The following is a 19916-nucleotide window of genomic DNA, read 5'->3' on the forward strand; positions in this document are numbered from 1 at the left end:
TGAGCAAGTTCAACGCGAGGGGGAGAAAGCGATGAACGACCTGACCGAACAGGCTCATGCCGTCCGCAAATTGGGGTCCGAGATCGGCGCCACGCTGATCGGCCATGCCGTTCTGGTGGAACGCCTGCTGATCGCGCTGCTGGCCGGGGGCCATGTACTGATCGAAGGCCCGCCGGGCATTGCCAAGACCCGCGCCGTCAAGGCGCTTGCAGCCCATCTGCCGGGCAGCCATGCCCGCATCCAGTGCACGCCCGACCTGCTGCCGTCCGATCTGACCGGCACGCAGGTCTTCCGCCCCGAAACCGGCGGCTTCGACTTCATCCCCGGCCCGATCTTCCACAGCCTTGTGCTGGTGGATGAAATCAACCGCGCGCCGCCCAAGGTGCAGTCGGCCCTGCTGGAGGCCATGGCCGAGGGGCAGGTGACCTCGGGCGGGGTGACGCGGCCCTTGCCCGATCCGTTCATGGTGGTGGCAACCCAGAACCCAATCGAACACGAAGGCACCTTCCCTTTGCCCGAAGCGCAGTTGGACCGCTTCCTCCTGCATCTGCGGCTGGACCTGCCCGGCGCCGAGGCCGAGCGCGCCATCCTTGACCTGGTCGAGGCCGAGGCGGTCGCCCCGCGCATACAGGCAGGCACGATGATCCGCGCCGCCGACCTGGCCCAAGCGCGGGCTGAGGTCGCGCGGATCCACCTTGCGCCCGCGCTCAAGGATTTCATCGTCCGGCTGGTCATGGCGACGCGGCCCGGTGGGGCGGTGGCGGAATGGGTGGAACATCCCGTATCCCCGCGCGGCACGCTGGCGCTTGCCGCAGGGGTGCGGGCGCGTGCCTGGTTGCACGGCCGCGACCACGGCCTGCCCGAGGATGCCGAGGCGCTGGCCGCCGATGCCCTGTCCCACCGCATGATCCCTGCCTGGTCGGCCAGCGGCGAAGGCCGCACCAGCCGCAGCCTGGTTGCCGACATCCTGCGCCAGGTGCGCCCGTGGTAGCCTTGCCTGCCGGCTTGCCTGACGCGCCGGGGATCCGCCTGACCGTGGCCGAACTGCTGGCCCTGTGCGACCAGGCCCCCGGCCGGGGAAAGCACCGACCCCTGACCCGCCGGGCAGGCGCCGTTCCCGCGCGGATGCCGGGCGCGGGCATGGATCTGCGCGAAATCCGCGCCTATGTCCCGGGCGACGACCCCCGGCGGCTAGACCCGGCGGCGACGGCACGCACCGGCCATCCCCATATCCGCAGCCTGCACGAGGATCGCGACGACACGATCCTGCTGCTGGCCGATTTCCGCGCGCCGATGCTATGGGGCACGGGCGCGGCCCTGCGGTCTGTGCGTGCGGCCCGGCATCTGGCGCAGGCCGGCTGGACGGTCGCCGGGCGCGGCGGATCGGTGGCGGCGCTGATGGCGGGCGGGCGGCTGGCCGAACTGCGCGGATCGGGCGGCGACGGGCATATGGCGGCTGTCTGCCATGCCCTTGCGCGCCAGCACGACCAGGCCCTGTCGGCCCCAGGCCACGCGCCTTTGTCCGAAGCCCTGGCCCGCGCCATGCGCTTGTCGCCTTCCGGCGGGCGGGTGCTGGTCGCCACCTGTCTGGACGGCTTGGCGGGCGCGGAACCTGCCCTGGCGGAACTGGCCCGGCGCCGGTCGGTCACCCTGGCCCTGATGCTGGACGATGCCGAGACGCAGCCCCCCCAGGGGCCGCTGGCGGTCAGCGACGGTCGGCACAGCCGCATCGTCCGATTGGCGGTCCCCGACATGACAGCGGACCTGGCACGCCTGCGCGCCCTTGGCCTTGCTGTGGCCGAGGTTGCGCCATGACGCACGAGGATCTTCTGGCCCAACTGTCTCCGCCGCGCCTGCCCCTGGAGATGGCGGCGCTTGGCTGGCCGGAAATGCTGGCCTTGGCCGGGTTGGGCCTGCTGGCCGGGCTGATCGCGGCCCTGCTGTTGCGCCCGGTCCTGGGCCGCAAGCCGTCGCGGCGCGGCCTGATCCAGGCCACGCGCGGATTGCCGCCGCAGGATCGCATCCTGGCCATCGCCCGCATCCTTGGCCGTCTGCCCGACCCCCTGCGCGCCGCTGCCTATGGCGCCGCGCCTGCCCCGGACGATGCCGCCATCGAACGGGCGGCCCTGCGCCGGACCCGCCGGGGATGAGCCTCGCCTGGCCTTGGCTGCTTTTGCTGTTACCCATGCCGCTGCTGGTCCGGCGCCTGATGCCGCCCCTGGCCGTGCCCCGGCCTGCGCTGACCTTGCCCGCGCATCTTCTGCACGGCGCCCGCCCGGCAGGGGCTGCGCGACTGCGGGGACCGTGGCTGGGCGGGCTGGCCTGGGTTGCCCTGGTCTTCGCCCTGGCGGGTCCGCGCATCGAGGTTGCCAGCGACGTAATCCCCGCATCGGGACGCGATATCGTGCTGGTCATGGATTTGTCGGGCAGCATGCTGAAAGAGGATTTCTTCCTAGACGACCAGCCCGTCACCCGGCTGGAGGCGGTCAAGCGCACCGCATCGGCCTTTGTCGCCGCGCGGCGGGGCGACCGGGTCGGGCTGGTGATCTTTGGCGAACGCGCCTATTTCGCCGCCCCCCTGACCTTTGACGTAGAGGCCGTCGCCCGCGCGATAGACGAGGCGCAGATCGGCATATCGGGTCGGGGCACCGCCATTTCCGACGGGCTGGGCCTTGCCGCCAAGCGCCTGTCGCGCAGCGATGCGCCCACGCGGGTGATCGTGCTGATGTCGGACGGGGTGGACACCTCGGGCACGGTTCCTGCGGTCGAGGCCGCGCGCCTTGCCCACGGCCATGGCATCCGCGTGCATTCTATCGCCCTCGGCCCCGAGGATCTGGAAAACCAGCCGGACTCGCGCGACGCGGTGGATGTCGCGACCCTGCGGGCCGTGGCCCAGGTCGCCCAGGGCGAAAGCTTTCGCGTCCGCGATACCGCGGACTTGCAGGCGGTGGCGCAAAGCCTGGACCGGTTGGAGCCGAACCCTTCGGCCCGCCCGCCGATGCGGTTGTGGCAGCCCTTGTGGATCTGGCCCGCCAGCATCGCCGCGCTGTGCCTGGCCCTGATTGCAGGGGGGCGGCGCGGATGGACGGGCTGATCCTGCTGCGCCCCTTGTGGCTGCTGGCGTTGTTGCCGCTGGCGGGGCTTGTCCTGCTGCGGGTGGCGCGCAGCCCCGATGCGGGGGGGTGGGAACGGGTCATGGGCCGCGACATGCTGCGGGCGATGCAGGTTCTGGGGGCCTTGGGCGGACGGCAGCCGATGTGGATGCGGCTGCTGGCGCCACTGGCCCTGGCGGCCCTGATCCTGGGCCTGGCGGGACCGGCCGTGCCGCGCACCGACGCGCCGGTGCTGGCGCAGGCCGATGCGGTGGTGCTGGCAATGGACTTGTCGCCTTCTGTCGCGCAGGGGCCGGGGCTGGATCAGGCCAAGCTGGCGGCGGCGGGCCTGGCCCAAGGCCTGTCGGGCCGCCCCGTGGGCCTTGTGCTGTTTTCGGGCGAGGCGTTCACGGCCACCGCGCCCACGCTGGACGTGGGCAGCCTGCAAACCCAGATCGGCGTTCTGGACGGGGACACCATGCCTGCGGCAGGCAGCCGCCCGGCGGCGGCGATGGGGATGGCAGGCCAGATGCTGGCCGGTCTGCCCCGTGCCGATCTGGTGCTGATTTCCGACGGTGGCGGCGTCGATGCCCAGGCCGTGGCCGAGGCAGACCGGCTGGCGGGGCAAGGCGTGCGCCTGTGGGCGCTGCGCCTGACGGATCTGGCCCCGGAGGCGCCCGCGCCGCCTGCCGATGCCCTGGGCCGGCTTGTGCGGGGCGGCGAAGTCATGGACTGGGACCGGATGGACCGCCTGGCCGGACAACTGGTGCGCAGCGGCAGATCGGTCCGCGATCCCGCCCTGCAGGCCCTGCAATACCGCGATCTTGGGCCATGGCTGGCGCTGCTGGTCCTGCCCTCCCTGCTGGTCATGCTGAGGAGGCTGGAATGAGGCCCCTGCTGATCGCCCTGGCCGGACTTGCCGCCCTGGCCGTCGCCGGGCCGGGGGCGCTTGGGCGGCTGGCGCTGCACGCAGGACTGGACCGCCCGGCGGCGTGGCTGTTGCCGGACCCGGCGGCGCGGGGCGTGGCGTTGTATCGGCTGGGCGAATTTCCCGCGGCGGATGCGGCCTTTGCCAAGGCGGGCCGGTCGCAGACCTATAACCGGGGGCTGTCTCTGGCGGCGGTGGGGGATTATGCGCTGTCGGTCGCCTATTTCGACGCGATGCTGTTTGCCAATCCCGCCGACGAACAGGCGCGGCAGAACCGCGATCTGGTGGCCGCGATGTATCCGCCGCACCAGGGCGATTCCGTCGTGCCGGGCCGGATCAAGGGGGCAGGGGGGCTGCCTCCCGGCGAGGTGCCGATCTCGGAACTGCTGGCCAATGGATCGGGGCCCGAATGGGAAAAGCGTCTGGACGCCAAGGGCCTTGCCGCGACCGATCAATGGCTGGACGCGATCACCGACGATCCGGGCGAATTCCTCAAGCTGCGCATCCGCGCCGAATTCGACCGCCGCGCGCAACTGGGCTTGATCCGCCCGAAAGAAGGCGACCCATGGTGATCCGCATTCTCCTGGCCTGGGCGATGCTGGCGGGCGCGGCCCTCGCGCAGGGCGACACCCGCCTGATGATCCTGCACGACCACGGCGCCCCGGTCGTGTCGGAAATGGTCGAACTGACCATTCGCGGCGAATACGACCTGACCGTATCCCTGGAGGACATGGAATTCCCGAACTCGCCCGACTACGACTGGATCCAGGTCGCGCGGGACGATTGGCACAAGGAACGGGTGAACGGGCGGCTGCTGCAAATCTTTGAACGCAAGGTGGCGCTGTTTCCCCGCCGAGACGGCCCCCTGACGGTGGGTCCGGTCAGCCACAAGCTGACCTATGTCCTGGACAACGGCCAACGGGCGGAAACCACCGTCACGGCGCCGCCGATCAGCCTTGCGGTCAGGCCATTTCCGGCGGATGCCCCGCCCCTGTCCGCGCGGCAACTGACCCTGACGGACGAATTGTCCGCCGAACCCGGGCGGTTGAAAAAGGACGAAATCCTGACCCGCCGCGTCACGGTCGAGGCTTTGGGCACCTTGTCCCATCACCTGCCTGCGCGGCCCGACCTGTCGGAACCCTGGCTGATCCTGTTCAGCCAGCCGGAAATCCGCGAAACCATCCTGACCGAGGCCGGTCCGGTCGCGCGCGTCGTCTGGGAATGGCAGTTGCGCCCCCGGACCGGCGAACCCGCCATCCTTCATGCCGAGGCGATTTCCTGGTTCGACACCGACAGCCGCCAGGTCGAGGTCGCGCCGCTGAAGCCCATCCCCTTCGGCTTCGTCGGCTTCGGATCGAATTTCGGCGCGTCCGACCAGGTGGCCTGGCGCAACTGGCCCCTTGCCGCCGCGGCCCTGGGCGGGGGCATGGCCGCATCCCTTGCCCTGATGCTGCAAGGCCGGGGCCTGATGCCCCTTGCGGGGATCCGCAGGCGCATCCGCCGCCGGCTGCCCGGTCCCCATGCGCGGGCCATGCACCGCGCGGCGGTCGCGGGGGATCTGCCCGCCCTGCGCGCTGCGGCGGACCGGCACCTGCGCTGGCGGGGCCAGCCCGCGCCCCCGATCATGGCCGATCTGGACCGACAGCTTTTCGCAAGCGCGCCCCCGCCGGGCTTTGACGCCCGCCGCTGGCTGGCCGGGTTCCGCCGGATGTTGCGGCAGGCCTGATCATCAAAGGCTTGCCAGCCGCCCGGGCTTGGGCCACCTTTCACGTCATGCAACCCGCACCCAAGGCGGGGCCGACAAGAACAGGGAACCACCATGAAACACCTTCTGACCCCGCGCGCCATCCTGCTGGCCTCGGCCCTGGCGATCGCGCCCGCGGCCTGGGCGGAAACCCCCGCCGACACGCTGGTCGTGGCCGCCGCCATCGACGACATCATCAGCCTGGATCCGGCCCAGAGCTTTGAATTTTCCGGCAACGACGTGAACCAGAACACCTATGACCGGCTTGTCGATTTCGACCCGCTGGACATGGAGGCGGGCTTCAAGCCGTCGCTTGCCGCAAGCTGGGAAGTCAGCGAGGACGGCCTGTCCATCACCTTCAAGATGCGCGAAGGCGTCACCTTCCATTCCGGCAACCCGGTGCGCGCCGAGGATGCCGCTTGGTCGCTGCACCGCGCGGTTAAGCTGGACAAGACCCCGGCCTTCATCTTGACCCAGTTCGGCTTCACGGCCGACAATGTGGAAGAAAAGATCACCTTCGACGACACGACCCTGACGCTGCACATGGACAAGCCCTATGCGCCGACCTTCGTGCTGAACTGCCTGACTGCCAACATCGCCAGCGTGGTGGACAAGGAAACCGTCATGGCCAATGCCGAGGGCGAGGATCTGGGCAACACCTGGCTGAACACCAACGAGGCGGGTTCCGGCCCCTTCGTCCTGGCCGGCTGGCGCCCGAACGAGGCCGTGCAGTTCACCGCCTATGAAGAATACTATCAGGGCGCGCCGGCGATGAAGCGCGTGGTGGTCCGCAACGTCGCCGAATCCAGCGCGCAGCGCCTGCTGCTGGAACAGGGCGACATCGACGCCGCCCGCAACCTGTCGCCGACCGACGTGGAATCCATCGGCGCGGTCGAGGGCGTGAAGATCCAGGACGAGCCGCGCGGCCGGATCCTCTACATGGGCCTGAACCAGAAGGATCCGGTCCTGTCGAACCCCCAGGTCATCGAAGCGATGAAGTACCTGGTCGATTACGACGGCATCGCCAACAGCTTCCTGAAAGGCACCTTCGTGCCGCACCAGTCGATCCTGCCCAAGGGATATCTGGGCGCCCTGGAGGATCTGCCCTGGACCTATGACGTCGCCAAGGCCAAGGCCCTGATCGACGAGGCGGGGATGTCCGGCAAGACCATCACCACCAAGGTCCGCGACCTGCGCGAATATGTGGACGTGGCCCAGGCCTTGCAGGCATCCATGGCCGAGGCCGGGCTGACCCTGGAAATCCAGCAGATGACCGGCGCGCAGGTCCTGGACGCCTATCGCGCCCGCGACGTGCCGATCTTCCTGGGCGAATGGGGACCGGACTATTCCGACCCCAACACCAATGCCGCGACCTTCGCCTATAACCCCGACAACAGCGACGAGGCGCAGGCGACCGGCCTTCTGGCCTGGCGTAACGCCTATGCCGTGCCCGAGGCGATGAACGAGGCCACGGTGGCCGCGACCCTGGAACAAGACGGCGACAAGCGCGCCCAGATGTATATCGACATCCAGAAGCAGTACCAGGCCGAGGCACCAATCGTGCCCTTGTTCCAGCGGGTCGAGAATACCGGCCTGCGCGAGAATGTGCAGAACTGGAACTCGGGCGGGTCCGTGACTTCGGTCATGTATCGGCAGGTGACGAAGGGCGAATAAGCCTTGGCCCTGACCGATACCGTTGGCCGGGGGGCGGGCTTGCCCCCCGCGCCCAACCACCGCGCCGCCGCACGCCGCCGCCGCGCGCGCAGCATCGGCGGCACGCTGCTGTCCCTGGTCCTGACCATGCTCGGCCTGTTGCTGATCACCTTCATCATCGGGCGGGTCATGCCAATCGACCCTGTCCTGAAGGTCGTGGGCGACCGCGCATCCCAGGCGCAATACGACGCGGCCTATCAGGCGATGGGGCTGGACCGTCCGCTGTATGTGCAGTTCGCGCGCTATCTGGGCGATGTGCTGACGGGGGATTTCGGGCGCTCCATCTCCACTGGGCAACTGGTGGTGGACGACATCAAGCGCGTCTTCCCCGCCACGTTCGAGCTGGCAACCCTGGGCACCCTGATCGGCGTGCTGATCGGCGTGCCGCTGGGTGTGATCGCCGCCGCGCGCCGGGGCGGGATCATCGACCAGGTGGCGCGGGTGGTGGCGCTTGTCGGGTACTCCATGCCGATCTTCTGGCTGGGCCTGATGGGGCTGCTGGTCTTCTATGGCATCCTGGGCTGGGTCGGGGGGCCGGGGCGGCAGGGGATCATCTATGACGGGATGGTGCCCACCGTGACGGGGCTGATCCTGGTCGATTCGCTGATCGCGGGCGATTGGGGCGCGTTCCAGGACGCGTTTTCGCACATTATCCTGCCCGCCAGCCTGCTGGGCTATTTCAGCCTGGCCTATATCAGCCGCATGACCCGCAGCTTCATGCTGGAACAGCTGTCCGCCGAATACATCACCACCGCCCGCGTCAAGGGCCTGTCCGAACGCGCGGTGATCTGGCGACACGCCTTCCGCAACATCCGCATCCCCCTGATCACGGTGATTGCGCTGTCCTTCGGGTCGCTGCTGGAAGGATCCGTCCTGACCGAGATCATCTTTTCCTGGCCGGGCCTTGGCCAATACATCACCAAGGCCCTGCTGTCCGGGGACATGAACGCCGTCCTTGGCGGCACTGTGGTGGTGGGCACCTGCTTCGTGGCCTTGAACCTGTTCAGCGACATCCTGTATCGCGTCCTGGACCCGAGGTCGAAATGAACCAGTCCAGACGCGAATGGCTTTTGTCCGACGCCCCCCAGACCCGACGCCAGGCGCGGATGGGCGCCTTCTATCAAGGCTGGCTGACTTTCCGGGGTAACAAGCTGGCGATGCTGGGGCTGATCGTGCTGGTGCTTCTGATCGGCATGGCCGTGTTCGCCCCGTGGCTGGCCCCGCAAAGCCCCTTCGCCCAAGATCTGGCCGGGCGGCTGCAACCCCCGTCCGCGGAACACTGGCTGGGCACCGATGCGCTTGGCCGGGACATCTTGTCGCGGCTGATCCATGGGTCGCGGATTACGCTGTTCATCGTCGGCACCGTGGCATTGATCGCGCCGATCATCGGGCTGTTCATCGGCACGGTGGCAGGCTTCGCGGGCGGCTGGGTGGATCAGGTGCTGATGCGGATCACCGACATCTTCCTGGCCTTCCCCAAGCTGATCCTGGCCCTCGCCTTTGTCGCGGCCCTGGGCGCCAGCATCACCAATGCGGTGCTGGCCTTGGCCCTGACCGCATGGCCCCCCTATGCCCGCCTTGCGCGGGCGGAAACGCTAACCATCCGCCATGCCGATTTCATCGCGGCCGCGCGCCTGCAAGGGGCGGGTCCGCTGAGGCTGCTCATCAAGCATATCTGGCCGCTTTGCGTGTCGTCGCTGATCGTGCGCGTGGCGCTGGACATGGCGGGGATCATCCTGTCAGCGGCGGGGCTTGGCTTCCTGGGCCTTGGCGCGCAGCCGCCGATGCCGGAATGGGGGGCGATGATTTCCGACGGCCGGACCTATATCCTGGATTTCTGGTGGGTGGCCGCCATGCCGGGGATCGCGATCTTCATCGTCTCGATGGCCTTCAACCTGCTGGGCGACGGGTTACGCGACGTGCTGGACCCAAAAGGGGCCAAGGAATGACGCTTTTGTCCGTCCGGAACCTGCGCGTGACCTTCCCCACCCGCCAGGGCAGCTTCGAGGCCGTGCGCGGCGTCAGCTTCGACCTGGGCCGCGAACGGCTGGGGGTCGTCGGCGAATCCGGGTCGGGAAAGTCCATGACCGGCCGCGCGATCCTGGGCTTGGTCCGCCCGCCCGGCCGTGTCACAGCCGACCGGATGGAGCTTGAGGGCCAGTCGATCCTGAACTTGGCCGAACGCCGGATGCGCAAGATCCGGGGCAGGCGGATCAGCATGGTCATGCAGGATCCCAAGTTCAGCCTGAACCCGGTGATGACCATCGGCGACCAGATCGTCGAGGCTTACCGCCTGCACGCGGGCGGCAACCGCGCCGCAGCCCGACAAAAGGCGCTGGATATGCTGGCCGCCGTCCAGATCCGCGATCCCGAACGGGTCATGGGTGCCTATCCGCACGAGGTGTCGGGCGGCATGGGCCAGCGGATCATGATCGCGATGATGCTGGCCCCCGACCCCGAGATCCTGATTGCGGACGAACCGACCAGCGCCTTGGACGTATCCGTCCGCACCGAGGTTCTGAACATCATGGACATGCTGGTCCGCGACCGGGGCATGGGCCTGATCTTCATCAGCCACGACCTGAATCTTGTGGCGCAGTTCTGCGACCGGGTGCTGATCATGTATGCGGGCCGGATCGTGGAAACCTTGGCCGCTCGCGACCTGCACCAGGCCCGCCACCCCTATACCCGGGGCCTGCTGAACAGCCTCCCGCGCCTGGACGCCCCCCAGGACCGCCTGCCGGTGCTGCAACGCCAGGACAGCTGGCGCGACGGCGACATGATAACCGAAAGCCTGGAAACCGAATTTCCGGGGGGTCTGTGATGCTTCTTCTTCACGCAAATATCCCACGGGGGCGCGGGGGGGTGTAACCCCCGCTGCAACGGTGCCGCCCATGCTGAGGGTCGAAAACCTGAACGTCTGGTTCGGCTTCGAACCCGACCGCGTCGATGCGGTCCGGGACGTCGGCTTCACTGTCGCGCAGGGCGAAAGCTTCGGGCTTGTCGGCGAATCCGGCAGCGGCAAATCCACCATCCTGCGCGCCATTGCCGGGCTGATCGATACCTGGTCGGGAACCATCGCGGTCGCAGGCCAGCCGCTGGCCGCGCGCAAGCGCGACCGGGCTTTCTACAAGACCGTGCAGATGGTCTTCCAGGATCCCTATGCCAGCCTGCATCCGCGTCATTCGGTCGATGCGGTGCTGTCGGAAACCCTGCGCCTGCAAGGCATGGACGATATCGACCGCCGTATCGCCCGCCTTCTGGACGACGTGGGCCTGGGGCGCGGCTTCCGCTTTCGCTATCCGCACCAGCTTTCGGGCGGGCAGCGCCAGCGGGTGGCCATCGCCCGCGCCCTGGCCGCCGAACCGCGCCTGCTGCTGCTGGACGAACCGACCAGTGCGCTGGATGTCAGCGTCCAGGCGGAAATCCTGAACCTGCTGTCCGACCTGCGCGCCGAACACGGTCTGACCTATGTCATGGTCAGCCACGACCTGGCCGTGGTGGGCCATATGTGCGACCGGCTGGCCGTCATGCAGGGCGGCCGCATTGTCGAGGTGATGGGCGTCGATGCCCTGCGCCAAGGCACCGCGCAGCAGGATTATACCCGCCAGTTGATCGCCGCGTCCCAGGGCTATGCCCGCGCCTGAACCGGCTTGCGCCCGGAAACGCCATCGCTAACGTGCGCGCGAACGGACGAAAGGAACCACCATGAAGCGCGTGACACTGGGCGGCAGCGATGTCGAGGTCAGCGGGATCTGCCTCGGCACCATGACCTTTGGCAACCAGACCCCCGAGGCCGGGGGCCATGCCCAGATGGACCGCGCCCTGGACACGGGCATCACCTTTTTCGACACGGCGGAAATGTATCCCGTCAATCCCGTGCGGCGCGAAACCATCGGCTTGACCGAAACCATTGTCGGCAACTGGCTGGCGCGGACCGGCAATCGCGACCGCGTGGAACTTGCCACCAAGATCACCGGACCCAGCCAGATGGTCCGCGACGGCGCCCCTTATGACGGGGCCATCGTGGCCGCGGCCATCGACGGATCCCTGAGGCGGCTGCAAACGGACCGCATCGACCTGTATCAACTGCACTGGCCGGTCCGGGGCAGCTATGCCTTTCGCCAGAACTGGACCTACGATCCCTCGAAACAGTCGAAACAGCGGACGCTGGACCACATGGCCAGTGTTCTGGGCGCATTGTCCGATGCGCAAGGGGCAGGCAAGATCCGCGCCGTGGGCCTGTCCAACGAATCCGCCTGGGGCCTGACCCGCTGGTGCGACGTGGCAGACCGCCTGGACGCCCCGCGCATGGCCGCGATCCAGAACGAATATTCGCTGCTGTATCGCCTTTTCGACACCGACGGGGCCGAGGTTGCGGTGAACGAGGATGTGACGCTGCTGTCCTATTCCCCGCTGGCTGCGGGCCTGCTGTCGGGCAAGTATTCGAACGGCGCGGTGCCGGAGAACAGCCGGGCGGCGGCGGACAAGGCCAGCGGCGGCCTGGGAAACCTGGGCGGGCGCAAGACGCCGCAGGGGATTGCCGCGACCGAGGCGTATCACAAGCTGGCTGCCGATCATGGGTGGGACGCCATCCACATGGCGATCGCCTGGCAACTGACGCGGCCCTTCAGGGTGATCCCCATCATCGGGGCCACGCGGATGGACCAGCTGGACCATCTGGTCGCGGGCTTGGGCAAACCCTTGCCCGACGATCTGAAAAAAGCCATCGACCGGCTGCACAAGCAGCATCCGCTGCCCTATTGATGAAACGTGCAGGGCACCTATCTTGTTGATCGCAGGCGATGAAATGGGGGACAGGACATGGCGGGCGATCCGTACGAGGCCTTGGGACTGACAAAATCGGCGACGGATGCCGAGATCAAGAAGGCTTATCGCAGGATCGCCAAGTCGGACCATCCCGACCTGAACCCTGATCCCGCCGCCATGGCCCGGTTCAAGGCCGCGTCCGCCGCCTATGACCTGCTGAAGGATCCCGAACAGCGCCGCCAGTTCGACGCGGGCAAGATCGACGCCCAAGGCCAGGAACGCGCGCAGCGCCGCCCCTGGCGCGACCATGCCGAGGCTGCGGGCAACCCTTATGCCCGCAGCTATGGCTTCGAATCCGATCCCGACCTGTCGGATGTGTTTGCGGACCTGTTCGGGCGGCGCGGCCGTCAGCGCGGCCCCGAGGATCCGCGCGATTTCCATGTCAGGGGGCAGGATTACCGCTTTTCGCTTTCCGTCGATTTCCTGACAGCCGCCAAGGGCGGCAAGACCCGCATCACCTTGCCAGAAGGCGGCGATCTTGAGGTGACGATCCCCAAGGGCACCCGCGACGGCCAGACCATCCGGTTGAAGGGCAAGGGGGGCCGTGGGCTGGGCCAGGGCGGGCCGGGGGACGCTTACCTGACGATCAGCGTGGCCCCGCATCCCGATTTCCGGCGCGAAGGCGACGACATCCTGCTGACCCTGCCCATCAGCCTGGACGAGGCGGTCCTGGGCGGCAAGGTCGCGGTTCCCACCATCGACGGGCCGGTCAACCTGACGATCCCCCGGGGCGCCACCACAGGGCAAAAGCTGCGGCTGCGTGGACGCGGCATCAACGGTGGCGATCAGCAGGTGGAACTCAAGATCGTCATGCCGCCCCGGGTGGACGACGACCTGGCCCGGTTTTTCGAAGGCTGGCGCAGGGACCATGCCTATGACCCGCGCGCCGGGATGAAGGCGGGGGAAAGATGACATGACCCGCCATTTTACCGAAACCGAAGCGATTGCGATCCTGGACGGCCTCGATCCCCGGCGCCTGCAAGGCTTTGTCGCGGCCCATGTCGTAAACCCGGTCGTCACCCCCCAAGGCGCCGCCTTCACCGAGGCCGATCTAGCGCGTCTGCAACTGCTTTGCGACCTGAGCGATGTTTATGACCTGCCCGACGACGTGCTGGGCATGGTGATGTCGCTGATCGACCAGTTGAACACGGCGCGCGGCGATATGCGCGCCCTGATCCAGGCGGTCGCGACCGAGCCCGACGAGGTGCGCGGCCGCATCATGGCCCATGTCCGCAGCGTCAGGGTCATCGGCAAGGGCTGACGGCAGTTTCAACAAGGCCAGGGAACTGCCTGCAGGACTTGCAGATTGTGCAGCGGTGCCTGTCGCGCTATGGCGAAATGATGTCCCGCTTCGTTCCCCATATCGCCGCGACCCTGTCGCTGGGCCTGCCGCTGATCGGCAGCCATCTGGCACGCATGGGCATCCATGTCAGCGATACGGTGATGCTGGGCTGGTACGGGGTCGATGCGCTGGCGGCCCTGGTGATCGCGACCTCGATGATCCATATCCTGTTCTTTCTGGGCATGGGCTATGGCACCGGCGTGATGGGCCTGATCGCCACCGCCATCGCGCGCGGCGATGAAACCGAGGTTCGCCGCGCTGCCCGCATGGCGCTGTGGCTGTCGGCCATCCATGCGGTCCTGTGCCTGCCCTTGTTCTGGTTTTCCGGGCCGATCCTTCTGGCGCTTGGCCAGACGGAAACGGTTGCCGCCTTGGCGCAGGATTTCCTGCGCATCGCGGGCTGGGGCCTGCTGCCGATGCTGGGGGGCCTGGCGCTCAATTCCTATCTGGCGGCGCTTGAACGGGCGCAGGTGGTGATGTGGGTGACGCTGGCCGGGCTGCCGGTAAATATCGCGCTGATCTGGCTGCTGACCTTCGGCAACGCGGGCTTTCCCGAACTGGGCGTGCGCGGCGCGGCCATCGCCAGCGTGACCGTCCAAACCCTGCAACTTGTCGTGCTGGTGATCTATGCCCGCTGGCTGCCCGCCACGCGCAAATACCATCTGTTCCAGCGGTTCTGGAAAGCGGACGGCCAGGCCATGCGCCAGGTGTTCCGCCTGGGCTGGCCCATCGGCCTGACCATGGTGGCCGAGGGCGGGCTGTTTGTCGGATCGAACCTGATGATGGGCTGGATCGGCACGCAGGAACTGGCGGCCCACGGGATCGCGCTGCAAATCTGCTCGATCACCTTCATGGTGCATCTGGGCCTGTCGAATGCCGCCACGGTGCGCGTGGGCCAGGCCAAGGGCCGCGGCGATGCCGCCTGGATGCGGGACGCCGCGCTGACCGTCACGGCCCTGTCGCTGGTCTTTGCCGCGCTTGCGATCACCATCTACCTGCTGTTTGGCGAAGGATTGGTGCGGCTTTACCTTGACCCCGCCGATCCGCGCGGGCCTGCCATCGTGGCGCTTGGCGCGGCGCTGCTGGTCTATGCGGCGCTGTTCCAGCTGACCGATGCCTTCCAGGTCATCGCGCTTGGATTCCTGCGCGGGGTGCATGACACGCGCGTGCCGATGTGGATCGCGGGCTTCAGCTATTGGGTGATAGGGATGCCGGTCGCCTGGGGCCTGGCCTTTCCCCTGGGCTTCGGCCCTGCCGGGCTGTGGCTGGGTCTGTGCATCGGGCTGACAGTGGCCGCCGTGCTGCTGATGGCGCGCTTTTGGCGGGGACACGCGCGCGGGGTCTGGACCGGTCCGGCACTCGCGGTCTAATCTGCGCCCGATTGTAGAGGAGAGCCCATGCGACCCGTCTTTGTTCAGTTCCGCTGCGAGCCTGGCAAGACCTATCAGGTCGCCGAGGCCATCTATGACCGCGAGGTTGTGTCCGAGCTTTATTCCACCTCGGGCGATTACGACCTGATCGCCAAGGTCTATATCCCGGAAGACGAGGATGTCGGCCGCTTCCTGTCGGACAAGCTGTTCGACATTCCCCATATCAGCCGCACCCTGACCACCATGACCTTTCGCGCCTTCTGATGGTTCGCCTTGCCCCGATCGCCGCAAACCTGCCCGCGACCGTGCCCTTTGTCGGCCCCGAAACGCTGGAACGGCAGGCCGGCCGCCCCTTTGCCGCGCGACTGGGGGCCAACGAGAACGGCTTCGGTCCCAGCCCGCGCGCCGTGGCGGCAATGCAGGCGGCGGCGGGTGAGGTCTGGAAATACGCTGACCCGACCAGCCATGACCTGACCCACGCCCTTGCCGCGCATCATGGCGTCAGGGCCGACAATATCATCGTGGGAGAGGGGATCGATGCGCTGCTGGGCCTGCTGGTGCGGCTGACCGTCGAGCCAGGTGATGTCGTGGTCACGTCGGACGGGGCTTATCCCACGTTCAATTTCCACGTCGCGGGTTTTGGCGGCGTCCTGGACAAGGTGCCTTATCGCAACGACGCCGAGGATCCCCAGGCCCTGCTGGACCGCGCCCGGCAGACCGGGGCCAGGCTGGTCTATCTGGCCAATCCCGACAACCCGATGGGAAGCTGGCATGACGGCACGGCGATAACCGCGATGCTGGACGGGCTTGCACCCGATACGCTGCTGGTGCTGGACGAGGCCTATGCCGAATTCGCCCCCGCCTCCGCCATTCCGAAGATCGCGGCCGACGATCCCCGCGTGATCCGGATGCGCACGTTTTCCAAGGCCTATGGCATGGCGGGCGCCCGAGTGGGCTGCGCCATCGGCCACCCGGATCTGATCGCCGCCTTTGACCGGGTGCGCAACCATTTCGGGATGAACCGCACCAGCCAGATCGGCGCGCTTGCCGCCCTGGCGGATCAGGACTGGCTGGCGCAGGCGGTCGCAGAAGTGGACCGGGCGCGCGGCCGGATCGCAGCCATTGCCGCCGGCAATGGCATGACCGCCCTGCCATCCGCGACCAATTTCGTCGCCGTGGATACCGGCCGCGACGGCGCCTTTGCCCGCCGCCTGGTCGATGCGCTTGCAACGGAAGGGGTCTTCATCCGAATGCCCGGCACGGCGCCCCTGAACCGCTGCATCCGCATCAGCTGTGCGCCAGATCCCGAATTGGATATCCTGGCCGGGGCGCTGCCCCAGGCGATCCAGTCGATCACTCGCGCATAAAGCGGCGGCGGTCTTCCTCGGCGATGGCTTGGCGCATCTGAAGCCGCGCGATCTCGGCCAGCAGGGCCGCGCGTTCCGGGCCTTCGCGCAGGGTGGCCAGCCGCTGCTGCGCGGCGATGACCTGCTTTTTCAGAACGATCTCCTCGGGCAGGACGCCCGCCTGTGCCATGATGCGAAAGCCTACTGCCGTGCCGTCCTCGCCCGCCGGGCGATAGGGCAAAGGCTTGCCTTCGCCTTCAAGGCCCGAGAGTTTTCCCTCGGCCCTGGCCTTCAGCATCATCCTCTCGGCGATCCGTTCAAGCCAGCCCATCGCCCCACCCCCGGCCTCCGGTCGAAAATCCCGCCGATCCCCAAGGGCCACCGGCAGGGGCGTGTTCACATTGCGGCAAGCTGCGCAAGCGCCGCCCTCAGCCGCGAGAGGTCGTCGTCCAGGGCGGCCAGCTTGTCGCGGGTTTCCTCGATCACCTCGGCTTCGGCATTCTCAACGAATTTCGGATTGCCCAACCGCTTGCGCAACCCGTCCGCATCCTTTTCGGATTTCGCCAGCGACTTTTGCAGCCGCGCGGTTTCCGCAGACACGTCGATCACCTCGCCGATTGGCAGCGCAAAGCTGGCCCCCGGGGCCGCGACCGCGATCATGCCGCGTCCCGCCGCGCCATCAGCCGGCGCATTCACGCGGGCCAGGCGTTCTATCAAGGGCGCATTGGCGGCAAGCGCCGCACGGGCCGGGGCATCGGCCTCGGTCACGATCAAGTCCAGCTTGGCGCCCGCCGGAACGCCCATCTGGGCACGGGCCGACCGGACCGCTTCGATCAGGGCGATGATCCAGTTCATCTGGCGGTCGGCATCGGCGTCGATCAATTCGGCGCCATAGGCGGGCCATTCGCCATGGACCAGCATCTTCGACCGGTCCCCGGTCAGTGCCCACAGCTCCTCGGTCACGAAGGGCATGATCGGATGCAGCAGCAGATAGCACTGGTCCAGAACCCAGCCCATCGTGGCGCGGGTCTCGTCCGCATGGTCGCCGTCGAACAGGGGCTTGGCGAATTCTACATACCAGTCGCAGACCTTGCCCCAGACAAAGGCATAAAGCCCGTTTGCCGCATCGTTGAAGCGATAGGTCGCAAGCGCGTCATCGGTGGCGATGCGGATCCGCGCCACCTCGCCGATGATCCAGCGGTTCACGGTGTGCCGGGGCTGCGGCAGCCCGCCGCCGCCGCGCACGCCGTTCATTTCGGCAAAGCGGGTGGCGTTCCAGATCTTGGTGACGAAGTTGCGCGCACCTTCGACGTGCTTCGGTCCCAGCTTGGGGTCGCGGCCCATCGCGGCCATGCCGGTCAGCGTCATGCGCAAGGCGTCGGCGCCATATTCGTCGATCAGCGACAGCGGGTCGATGACGTTGCCTTTCGACTTCGACATCTTGGCGCCCTTTTCGTCGCGCACAAGGCCGTGGACATAGACCGTGCGGAAGGGCACGTCGCCCGCCACCTCAAGCTGCATCATCATCATCCGAGCGACCCAGAAGAAGATGATGTCAAAGCCCGTCACCAGCACGTCTGTCGGGAAATACCGGCGCAGTTCCGGCGTGTCCTCGGGCCAGCCCAGCGTGCCCAAAGGCCACAGGCCCGAGGAAAACCAGGTGTCCAGCACGTCCGGGTCGCGCCAGACGGGATAGACCAGCCGGGTCGGATCCTGGGTCAGGTTGTAATCGGCCAACCCCTTGGTGAAGGCGTCGACGGCGGCCTCGCGGTCGGTGCATTCGACGATGCGGGCGATTTCCAGGGGCTGGGGCAGTCCTGCGATGGCGTCGCGGAACTGTTCGGCCACATCGGGGAAACTGGCGGCGGCATGGTGGATTTCGCCGCGATGAACCAGGCCTTCCTCTAGCAGAGCGAAGATTTCCACGTTGTCCAATGCGCCGTCGCGGTCGTCATCCACCTGGCCTTCGGGCGACAGATCCAGGCCATACCAGACCGGGATCTGATGCCCCCACCAAAGCTGGCGGGAAATCGTCCAGGGCTCGATATTCTCAAGCCAGTTGAAATACACCTTCTTGTGCTGTTCCGGCAGGATCTCGGTCCGGCCCGTGCGCACGGCATCAAGCGCCGGACCCACGATGCGGGCGGTGTCCACGAACCATTGGTCCGTCAGCATCGGCTCGATCACCACGCCGGACCGGTCGCCAAAGGGCTGCATGATCGGCTTGGCATCGACCAGGGGACGGCGTTCCAGATGTTCGGCGCCCGTATCCTTGTCGATTTCCTTGTGCAGCCAGGTGACGGACAGCCGGTCCGCATTGATCTGGTCAACCACCCGCCGCCGCGCCTCGAGCCGGTCAAGGCCGCGCAGATCCTCGGGCACCAGGTTCACGTCGGACACGTCCCCCACATCCTCGCCGCGCGCGGCGCGGGTCGCGATGGCGGCGCTGTCGGCATAAGGCAACCCGTCCGCGCGCATCGCGCCCTTGCTGTCCATCAGCGCGTAAAGCGGGATGTTGTTGCGCATCGCCACGCCATAGTCGTTGAAGTCATGCGCGCCGGTGATCTTGACCGCGCCCGACCCGAAATTCGGATCGGGATATTCGTCCGTGATGATCGGGATCAGGCGGCGGTGTTCCTTTGGCCCCACCGGAATCTCGCACAGCTTGCCGACGATGGGGGCATAGCGGGCATCGTCGGGATGGATCGCCACCGCGCCGTCGCCCAGCATCGTCTCGGGCCGGGTTGTCGCAATGGAGATATAGTCGCGCACCTCGCGCAGCGTGACATTCCCGTCGGCGTCTCGTTCGACATATTCATAGGTTTCGCCGCCCGCCAGCGGATACTTGAAATGCCACATATGGCCGGGAACCTCGCGGTTCTCGACTTCCAGGTCGCTGATCGCGGTTTCGAAATGGGGATCCCAGTTCACCAGTCGCTTGCCGCGATAAATGATGCCCTTGTTGTAAAGATCCACAAAGACCCGGATCACCGCGTCGTGGAAATTGCCTTCCTCACCCGCAGGCGCGCCGGGGGCGCCCGACATGGTGAAGGCATTGCGCGACCAGTCGCACGATGCGCCAAGCCGCTTCAACTGGTTGATGATCGTGTCGCCGGATTCCCCCTTCCACCGCCAGATCTCGTCGGTGAAGTCCTTACGGTCCCAGTCGCGGCGGGGCGGCTTGCCCTCGGATGCCAGCTTGCGTTCCACGACCATTTGGGTCGCGATGCCCGCATGGTCCTGGCCCGGCTGCCACAGCGTGTCAAAGCCGCGCATCCGGTGCCAGCGGACCAGGATGTCCTGCAGCGTGTTGTTGAAGGCATGGCCGATATGCAGGCTGCCGGTGACGTTCGGGGGCGGGATCATCACGGTGAATGTTTCCGCGCGCCGGGCATTGGCACCCGCCGCAAATGCGTTCCGACGTTCCCATTCCGCGCCGATCCGCGCCTCGGCAGCGGTGGCGTCAAAGCTTTTGTCCATGCTCATCTTGGCAGATCCCCTTCGCTTGGAAACGGGATTAGCGAAAGCAGGGGCAAAGGCCAAGGGTTACG

The 19916-nt window shown here is 67.3% G+C and carries 20 protein-coding genes; 18 read left to right on the forward strand and 2 right to left on the reverse strand.

Features of this window, described 5'->3' with window-relative positions; all coding sequences use genetic code 11:
• The first annotated feature begins 31 nt into the window (after nucleotides 1–31).
• The 18 genes from Q5701_RS00255 (at nucleotide 32) to Q5701_RS00340 (ending at nucleotide 16386) form a co-directional block, all read left to right on the forward strand.
• Complete coding sequence (locus Q5701_RS00255) at nucleotides 32–991, forward strand: AAA family ATPase (RefSeq protein ID WP_306753198.1); 960 nt, start codon at nucleotides 32–34, stop codon at nucleotides 989–991.
• Nucleotides 985–1815: a DUF58 domain-containing protein gene (locus Q5701_RS00260; protein WP_306753199.1), complete on the forward strand. Its 831-nt coding sequence runs from the start codon at nucleotides 985–987 to the stop codon at nucleotides 1813–1815. Before Q5701_RS00255 ends, Q5701_RS00260 begins: the two co-directional genes overlap by 7 nt.
• Complete coding sequence (locus Q5701_RS00265; RefSeq protein WP_306753200.1) at nucleotides 1812–2150, forward strand: hypothetical protein; 339 nt, start codon at nucleotides 1812–1814, stop codon at nucleotides 2148–2150. The genes Q5701_RS00260 and Q5701_RS00265 overlap by 4 nt, the downstream gene beginning before the upstream one ends.
• Entirely contained in the window at nucleotides 2147–3094 is a 948-nt protein-coding gene (locus Q5701_RS00270; RefSeq protein WP_306753201.1) for a VWA domain-containing protein, read from the forward strand. The genes Q5701_RS00265 and Q5701_RS00270 overlap by 4 nt, the downstream gene beginning before the upstream one ends.
• Nucleotides 3082–3981, forward strand: a complete 900-nt coding sequence (locus tag Q5701_RS00275; protein WP_306753202.1) for a VWA domain-containing protein — start codon at nucleotides 3082–3084, stop codon at nucleotides 3979–3981. The genes Q5701_RS00270 and Q5701_RS00275 overlap by 13 nt, the downstream gene beginning before the upstream one ends.
• The gene (locus tag Q5701_RS00280) at nucleotides 3978–4592 is read left to right on the forward strand and encodes a hypothetical protein (RefSeq protein WP_306753203.1); all 615 of its coding nucleotides are present in this window, start codon (nucleotides 3978–3980) and stop codon (nucleotides 4590–4592) included. The genes Q5701_RS00275 and Q5701_RS00280 overlap by 4 nt, the downstream gene beginning before the upstream one ends.
• Nucleotides 4586–5746, forward strand: a complete 1161-nt coding sequence (locus tag Q5701_RS00285) for a hypothetical protein (protein WP_306753204.1) — start codon at nucleotides 4586–4588, stop codon at nucleotides 5744–5746. The genes Q5701_RS00280 and Q5701_RS00285 overlap by 7 nt, the downstream gene beginning before the upstream one ends.
• Before the next feature lie 93 nt (nucleotides 5747–5839).
• Complete coding sequence (locus tag Q5701_RS00290; protein WP_306753205.1) at nucleotides 5840–7438, forward strand: ABC transporter substrate-binding protein; 1599 nt, start codon at nucleotides 5840–5842, stop codon at nucleotides 7436–7438.
• Between the two features lie 93 nt (nucleotides 7439–7531).
• Complete coding sequence (locus tag Q5701_RS00295) at nucleotides 7532–8524, forward strand: ABC transporter permease (protein ID WP_256445660.1); 993 nt, start codon at nucleotides 7532–7534, stop codon at nucleotides 8522–8524.
• Nucleotides 8521–9426: a nickel transporter permease gene (gene nikC, locus Q5701_RS00300; protein ID WP_306753206.1), complete on the forward strand. Its 906-nt coding sequence runs from the start codon at nucleotides 8521–8523 to the stop codon at nucleotides 9424–9426. Before Q5701_RS00295 ends, nikC begins: the two co-directional genes overlap by 4 nt.
• Entirely contained in the window at nucleotides 9423–10301 is an 879-nt protein-coding gene (locus Q5701_RS00305) for an ABC transporter ATP-binding protein (protein ID WP_306753207.1), read from the forward strand. Before nikC ends, Q5701_RS00305 begins: the two co-directional genes overlap by 4 nt.
• Before the next feature lie 70 nt (nucleotides 10302–10371).
• Entirely contained in the window at nucleotides 10372–11124 is a 753-nt protein-coding gene (locus Q5701_RS00310; RefSeq protein WP_234854915.1) for an ABC transporter ATP-binding protein, read from the forward strand.
• Nucleotides 11125–11185: 61 nt separating this feature from the next.
• Nucleotides 11186–12244, forward strand: a complete 1059-nt coding sequence (locus Q5701_RS00315; protein ID WP_306753208.1) for an aldo/keto reductase — start codon at nucleotides 11186–11188, stop codon at nucleotides 12242–12244.
• 57 nt (nucleotides 12245–12301) lie between these two features.
• Nucleotides 12302–13219, forward strand: coding sequence for a DnaJ C-terminal domain-containing protein (locus tag Q5701_RS00320; RefSeq protein WP_306753209.1), 918 nt, complete (start codon nucleotides 12302–12304; stop codon nucleotides 13217–13219).
• A gap of 1 nt (nucleotide 13220) precedes the next feature.
• Nucleotides 13221–13568: a hypothetical protein gene (locus Q5701_RS00325; protein ID WP_306753210.1), complete on the forward strand. Its 348-nt coding sequence runs from the start codon at nucleotides 13221–13223 to the stop codon at nucleotides 13566–13568.
• Nucleotides 13569–13645: 77 nt separating this feature from the next.
• Nucleotides 13646–15019: an MATE family efflux transporter gene (locus Q5701_RS00330; RefSeq protein ID WP_306755480.1), complete on the forward strand. Its 1374-nt coding sequence runs from the start codon at nucleotides 13646–13648 to the stop codon at nucleotides 15017–15019.
• 27 nt (nucleotides 15020–15046) lie between these two features.
• Nucleotides 15047–15283, forward strand: coding sequence for an Lrp/AsnC ligand binding domain-containing protein (locus Q5701_RS00335; protein ID WP_234854919.1), 237 nt, complete (start codon nucleotides 15047–15049; stop codon nucleotides 15281–15283).
• Nucleotides 15283–16386 (forward strand): pyridoxal phosphate-dependent aminotransferase, encoded by a 1104-nt coding sequence (locus tag Q5701_RS00340; protein ID WP_306753211.1) that lies wholly within the window; start codon nucleotides 15283–15285, stop codon nucleotides 16384–16386. The genes Q5701_RS00335 and Q5701_RS00340 overlap by 1 nt, the downstream gene beginning before the upstream one ends.
• Here the strand turns inward: Q5701_RS00340 and Q5701_RS00345 are convergent.
• A complete protein-coding gene (locus Q5701_RS00345) occupies nucleotides 16373–16696 on the reverse strand; it encodes a DnaJ family domain-containing protein (RefSeq protein WP_306753212.1) in 324 nt (107 codons plus the stop codon). The genes Q5701_RS00340 and Q5701_RS00345 overlap by 14 nt on opposite strands.
• A 65-nt stretch (nucleotides 16697–16761) precedes the next feature.
• Complete coding sequence (locus Q5701_RS00350) at nucleotides 16762–19851, reverse strand: valine--tRNA ligase (RefSeq protein ID WP_306753213.1); 3090 nt, start codon at nucleotides 19849–19851, stop codon at nucleotides 16762–16764.
• Nucleotides 19852–19916: the final 65 nt, after the last annotated feature.

This window comes from Paracoccus actinidiae, from assembly GCF_030863885.1.
In the GTDB taxonomy this organism is placed as follows: domain Bacteria; phylum Pseudomonadota; class Alphaproteobacteria; order Rhodobacterales; family Rhodobacteraceae; genus Paracoccus; species Paracoccus everestensis.

Excerpts from the sequence above, each read along its gene's own strand:
- Q5701_RS00345 (WP_306753212.1), bottom strand. The coding sequence starts at position 16,696 with ATGGGCTGGCTTGAACGGATCGCCGAGAGGATGATGCTGAAGGCCAGG.
- Q5701_RS00340 (WP_306753211.1), top strand. The coding sequence starts at position 15,283 with ATGGTTCGCCTTGCCCCGATCGCCGCAAACCTGCCCGCGACCGTGCCC.
- Q5701_RS00350 (WP_306753213.1), bottom strand. The coding sequence starts at position 19,851 with ATGAGCATGGACAAAAGCTTTGACGCCACCGCTGCCGAGGCGCGGATC.
- Q5701_RS00335 (WP_234854919.1), top strand. The coding sequence starts at position 15,047 with ATGCGACCCGTCTTTGTTCAGTTCCGCTGCGAGCCTGGCAAGACCTAT.
- Q5701_RS00320 (WP_306753209.1), top strand. The coding sequence starts at position 12,302 with ATGGCGGGCGATCCGTACGAGGCCTTGGGACTGACAAAATCGGCGACG.
- Q5701_RS00255 (WP_306753198.1), top strand. The coding sequence starts at position 32 with ATGAACGACCTGACCGAACAGGCTCATGCCGTCCGCAAATTGGGGTCC.
- Q5701_RS00310 (WP_234854915.1), top strand. The coding sequence starts at position 10,372 with ATGCTGAGGGTCGAAAACCTGAACGTCTGGTTCGGCTTCGAACCCGAC.
- Q5701_RS00325 (WP_306753210.1), top strand. The coding sequence starts at position 13,221 with ATGACCCGCCATTTTACCGAAACCGAAGCGATTGCGATCCTGGACGGC.
- Q5701_RS00290 (WP_306753205.1), top strand. The coding sequence starts at position 5,840 with ATGAAACACCTTCTGACCCCGCGCGCCATCCTGCTGGCCTCGGCCCTG.
- Q5701_RS00275 (WP_306753202.1), top strand. The coding sequence starts at position 3,082 with ATGGACGGGCTGATCCTGCTGCGCCCCTTGTGGCTGCTGGCGTTGTTG.
- Q5701_RS00280 (WP_306753203.1), top strand. The coding sequence starts at position 3,978 with ATGAGGCCCCTGCTGATCGCCCTGGCCGGACTTGCCGCCCTGGCCGTC.
- Q5701_RS00305 (WP_306753207.1), top strand. The coding sequence starts at position 9,423 with ATGACGCTTTTGTCCGTCCGGAACCTGCGCGTGACCTTCCCCACCCGC.
- nikC (WP_306753206.1), top strand. The coding sequence starts at position 8,521 with ATGAACCAGTCCAGACGCGAATGGCTTTTGTCCGACGCCCCCCAGACC.
- Q5701_RS00265 (WP_306753200.1), top strand. The coding sequence starts at position 1,812 with ATGACGCACGAGGATCTTCTGGCCCAACTGTCTCCGCCGCGCCTGCCC.
- Q5701_RS00285 (WP_306753204.1), top strand. The coding sequence starts at position 4,586 with ATGGTGATCCGCATTCTCCTGGCCTGGGCGATGCTGGCGGGCGCGGCC.
- Q5701_RS00330 (WP_306755480.1), top strand. The coding sequence starts at position 13,646 with ATGATGTCCCGCTTCGTTCCCCATATCGCCGCGACCCTGTCGCTGGGC.
- Q5701_RS00315 (WP_306753208.1), top strand. The coding sequence starts at position 11,186 with ATGAAGCGCGTGACACTGGGCGGCAGCGATGTCGAGGTCAGCGGGATC.
- Q5701_RS00270 (WP_306753201.1), top strand. The coding sequence starts at position 2,147 with ATGAGCCTCGCCTGGCCTTGGCTGCTTTTGCTGTTACCCATGCCGCTG.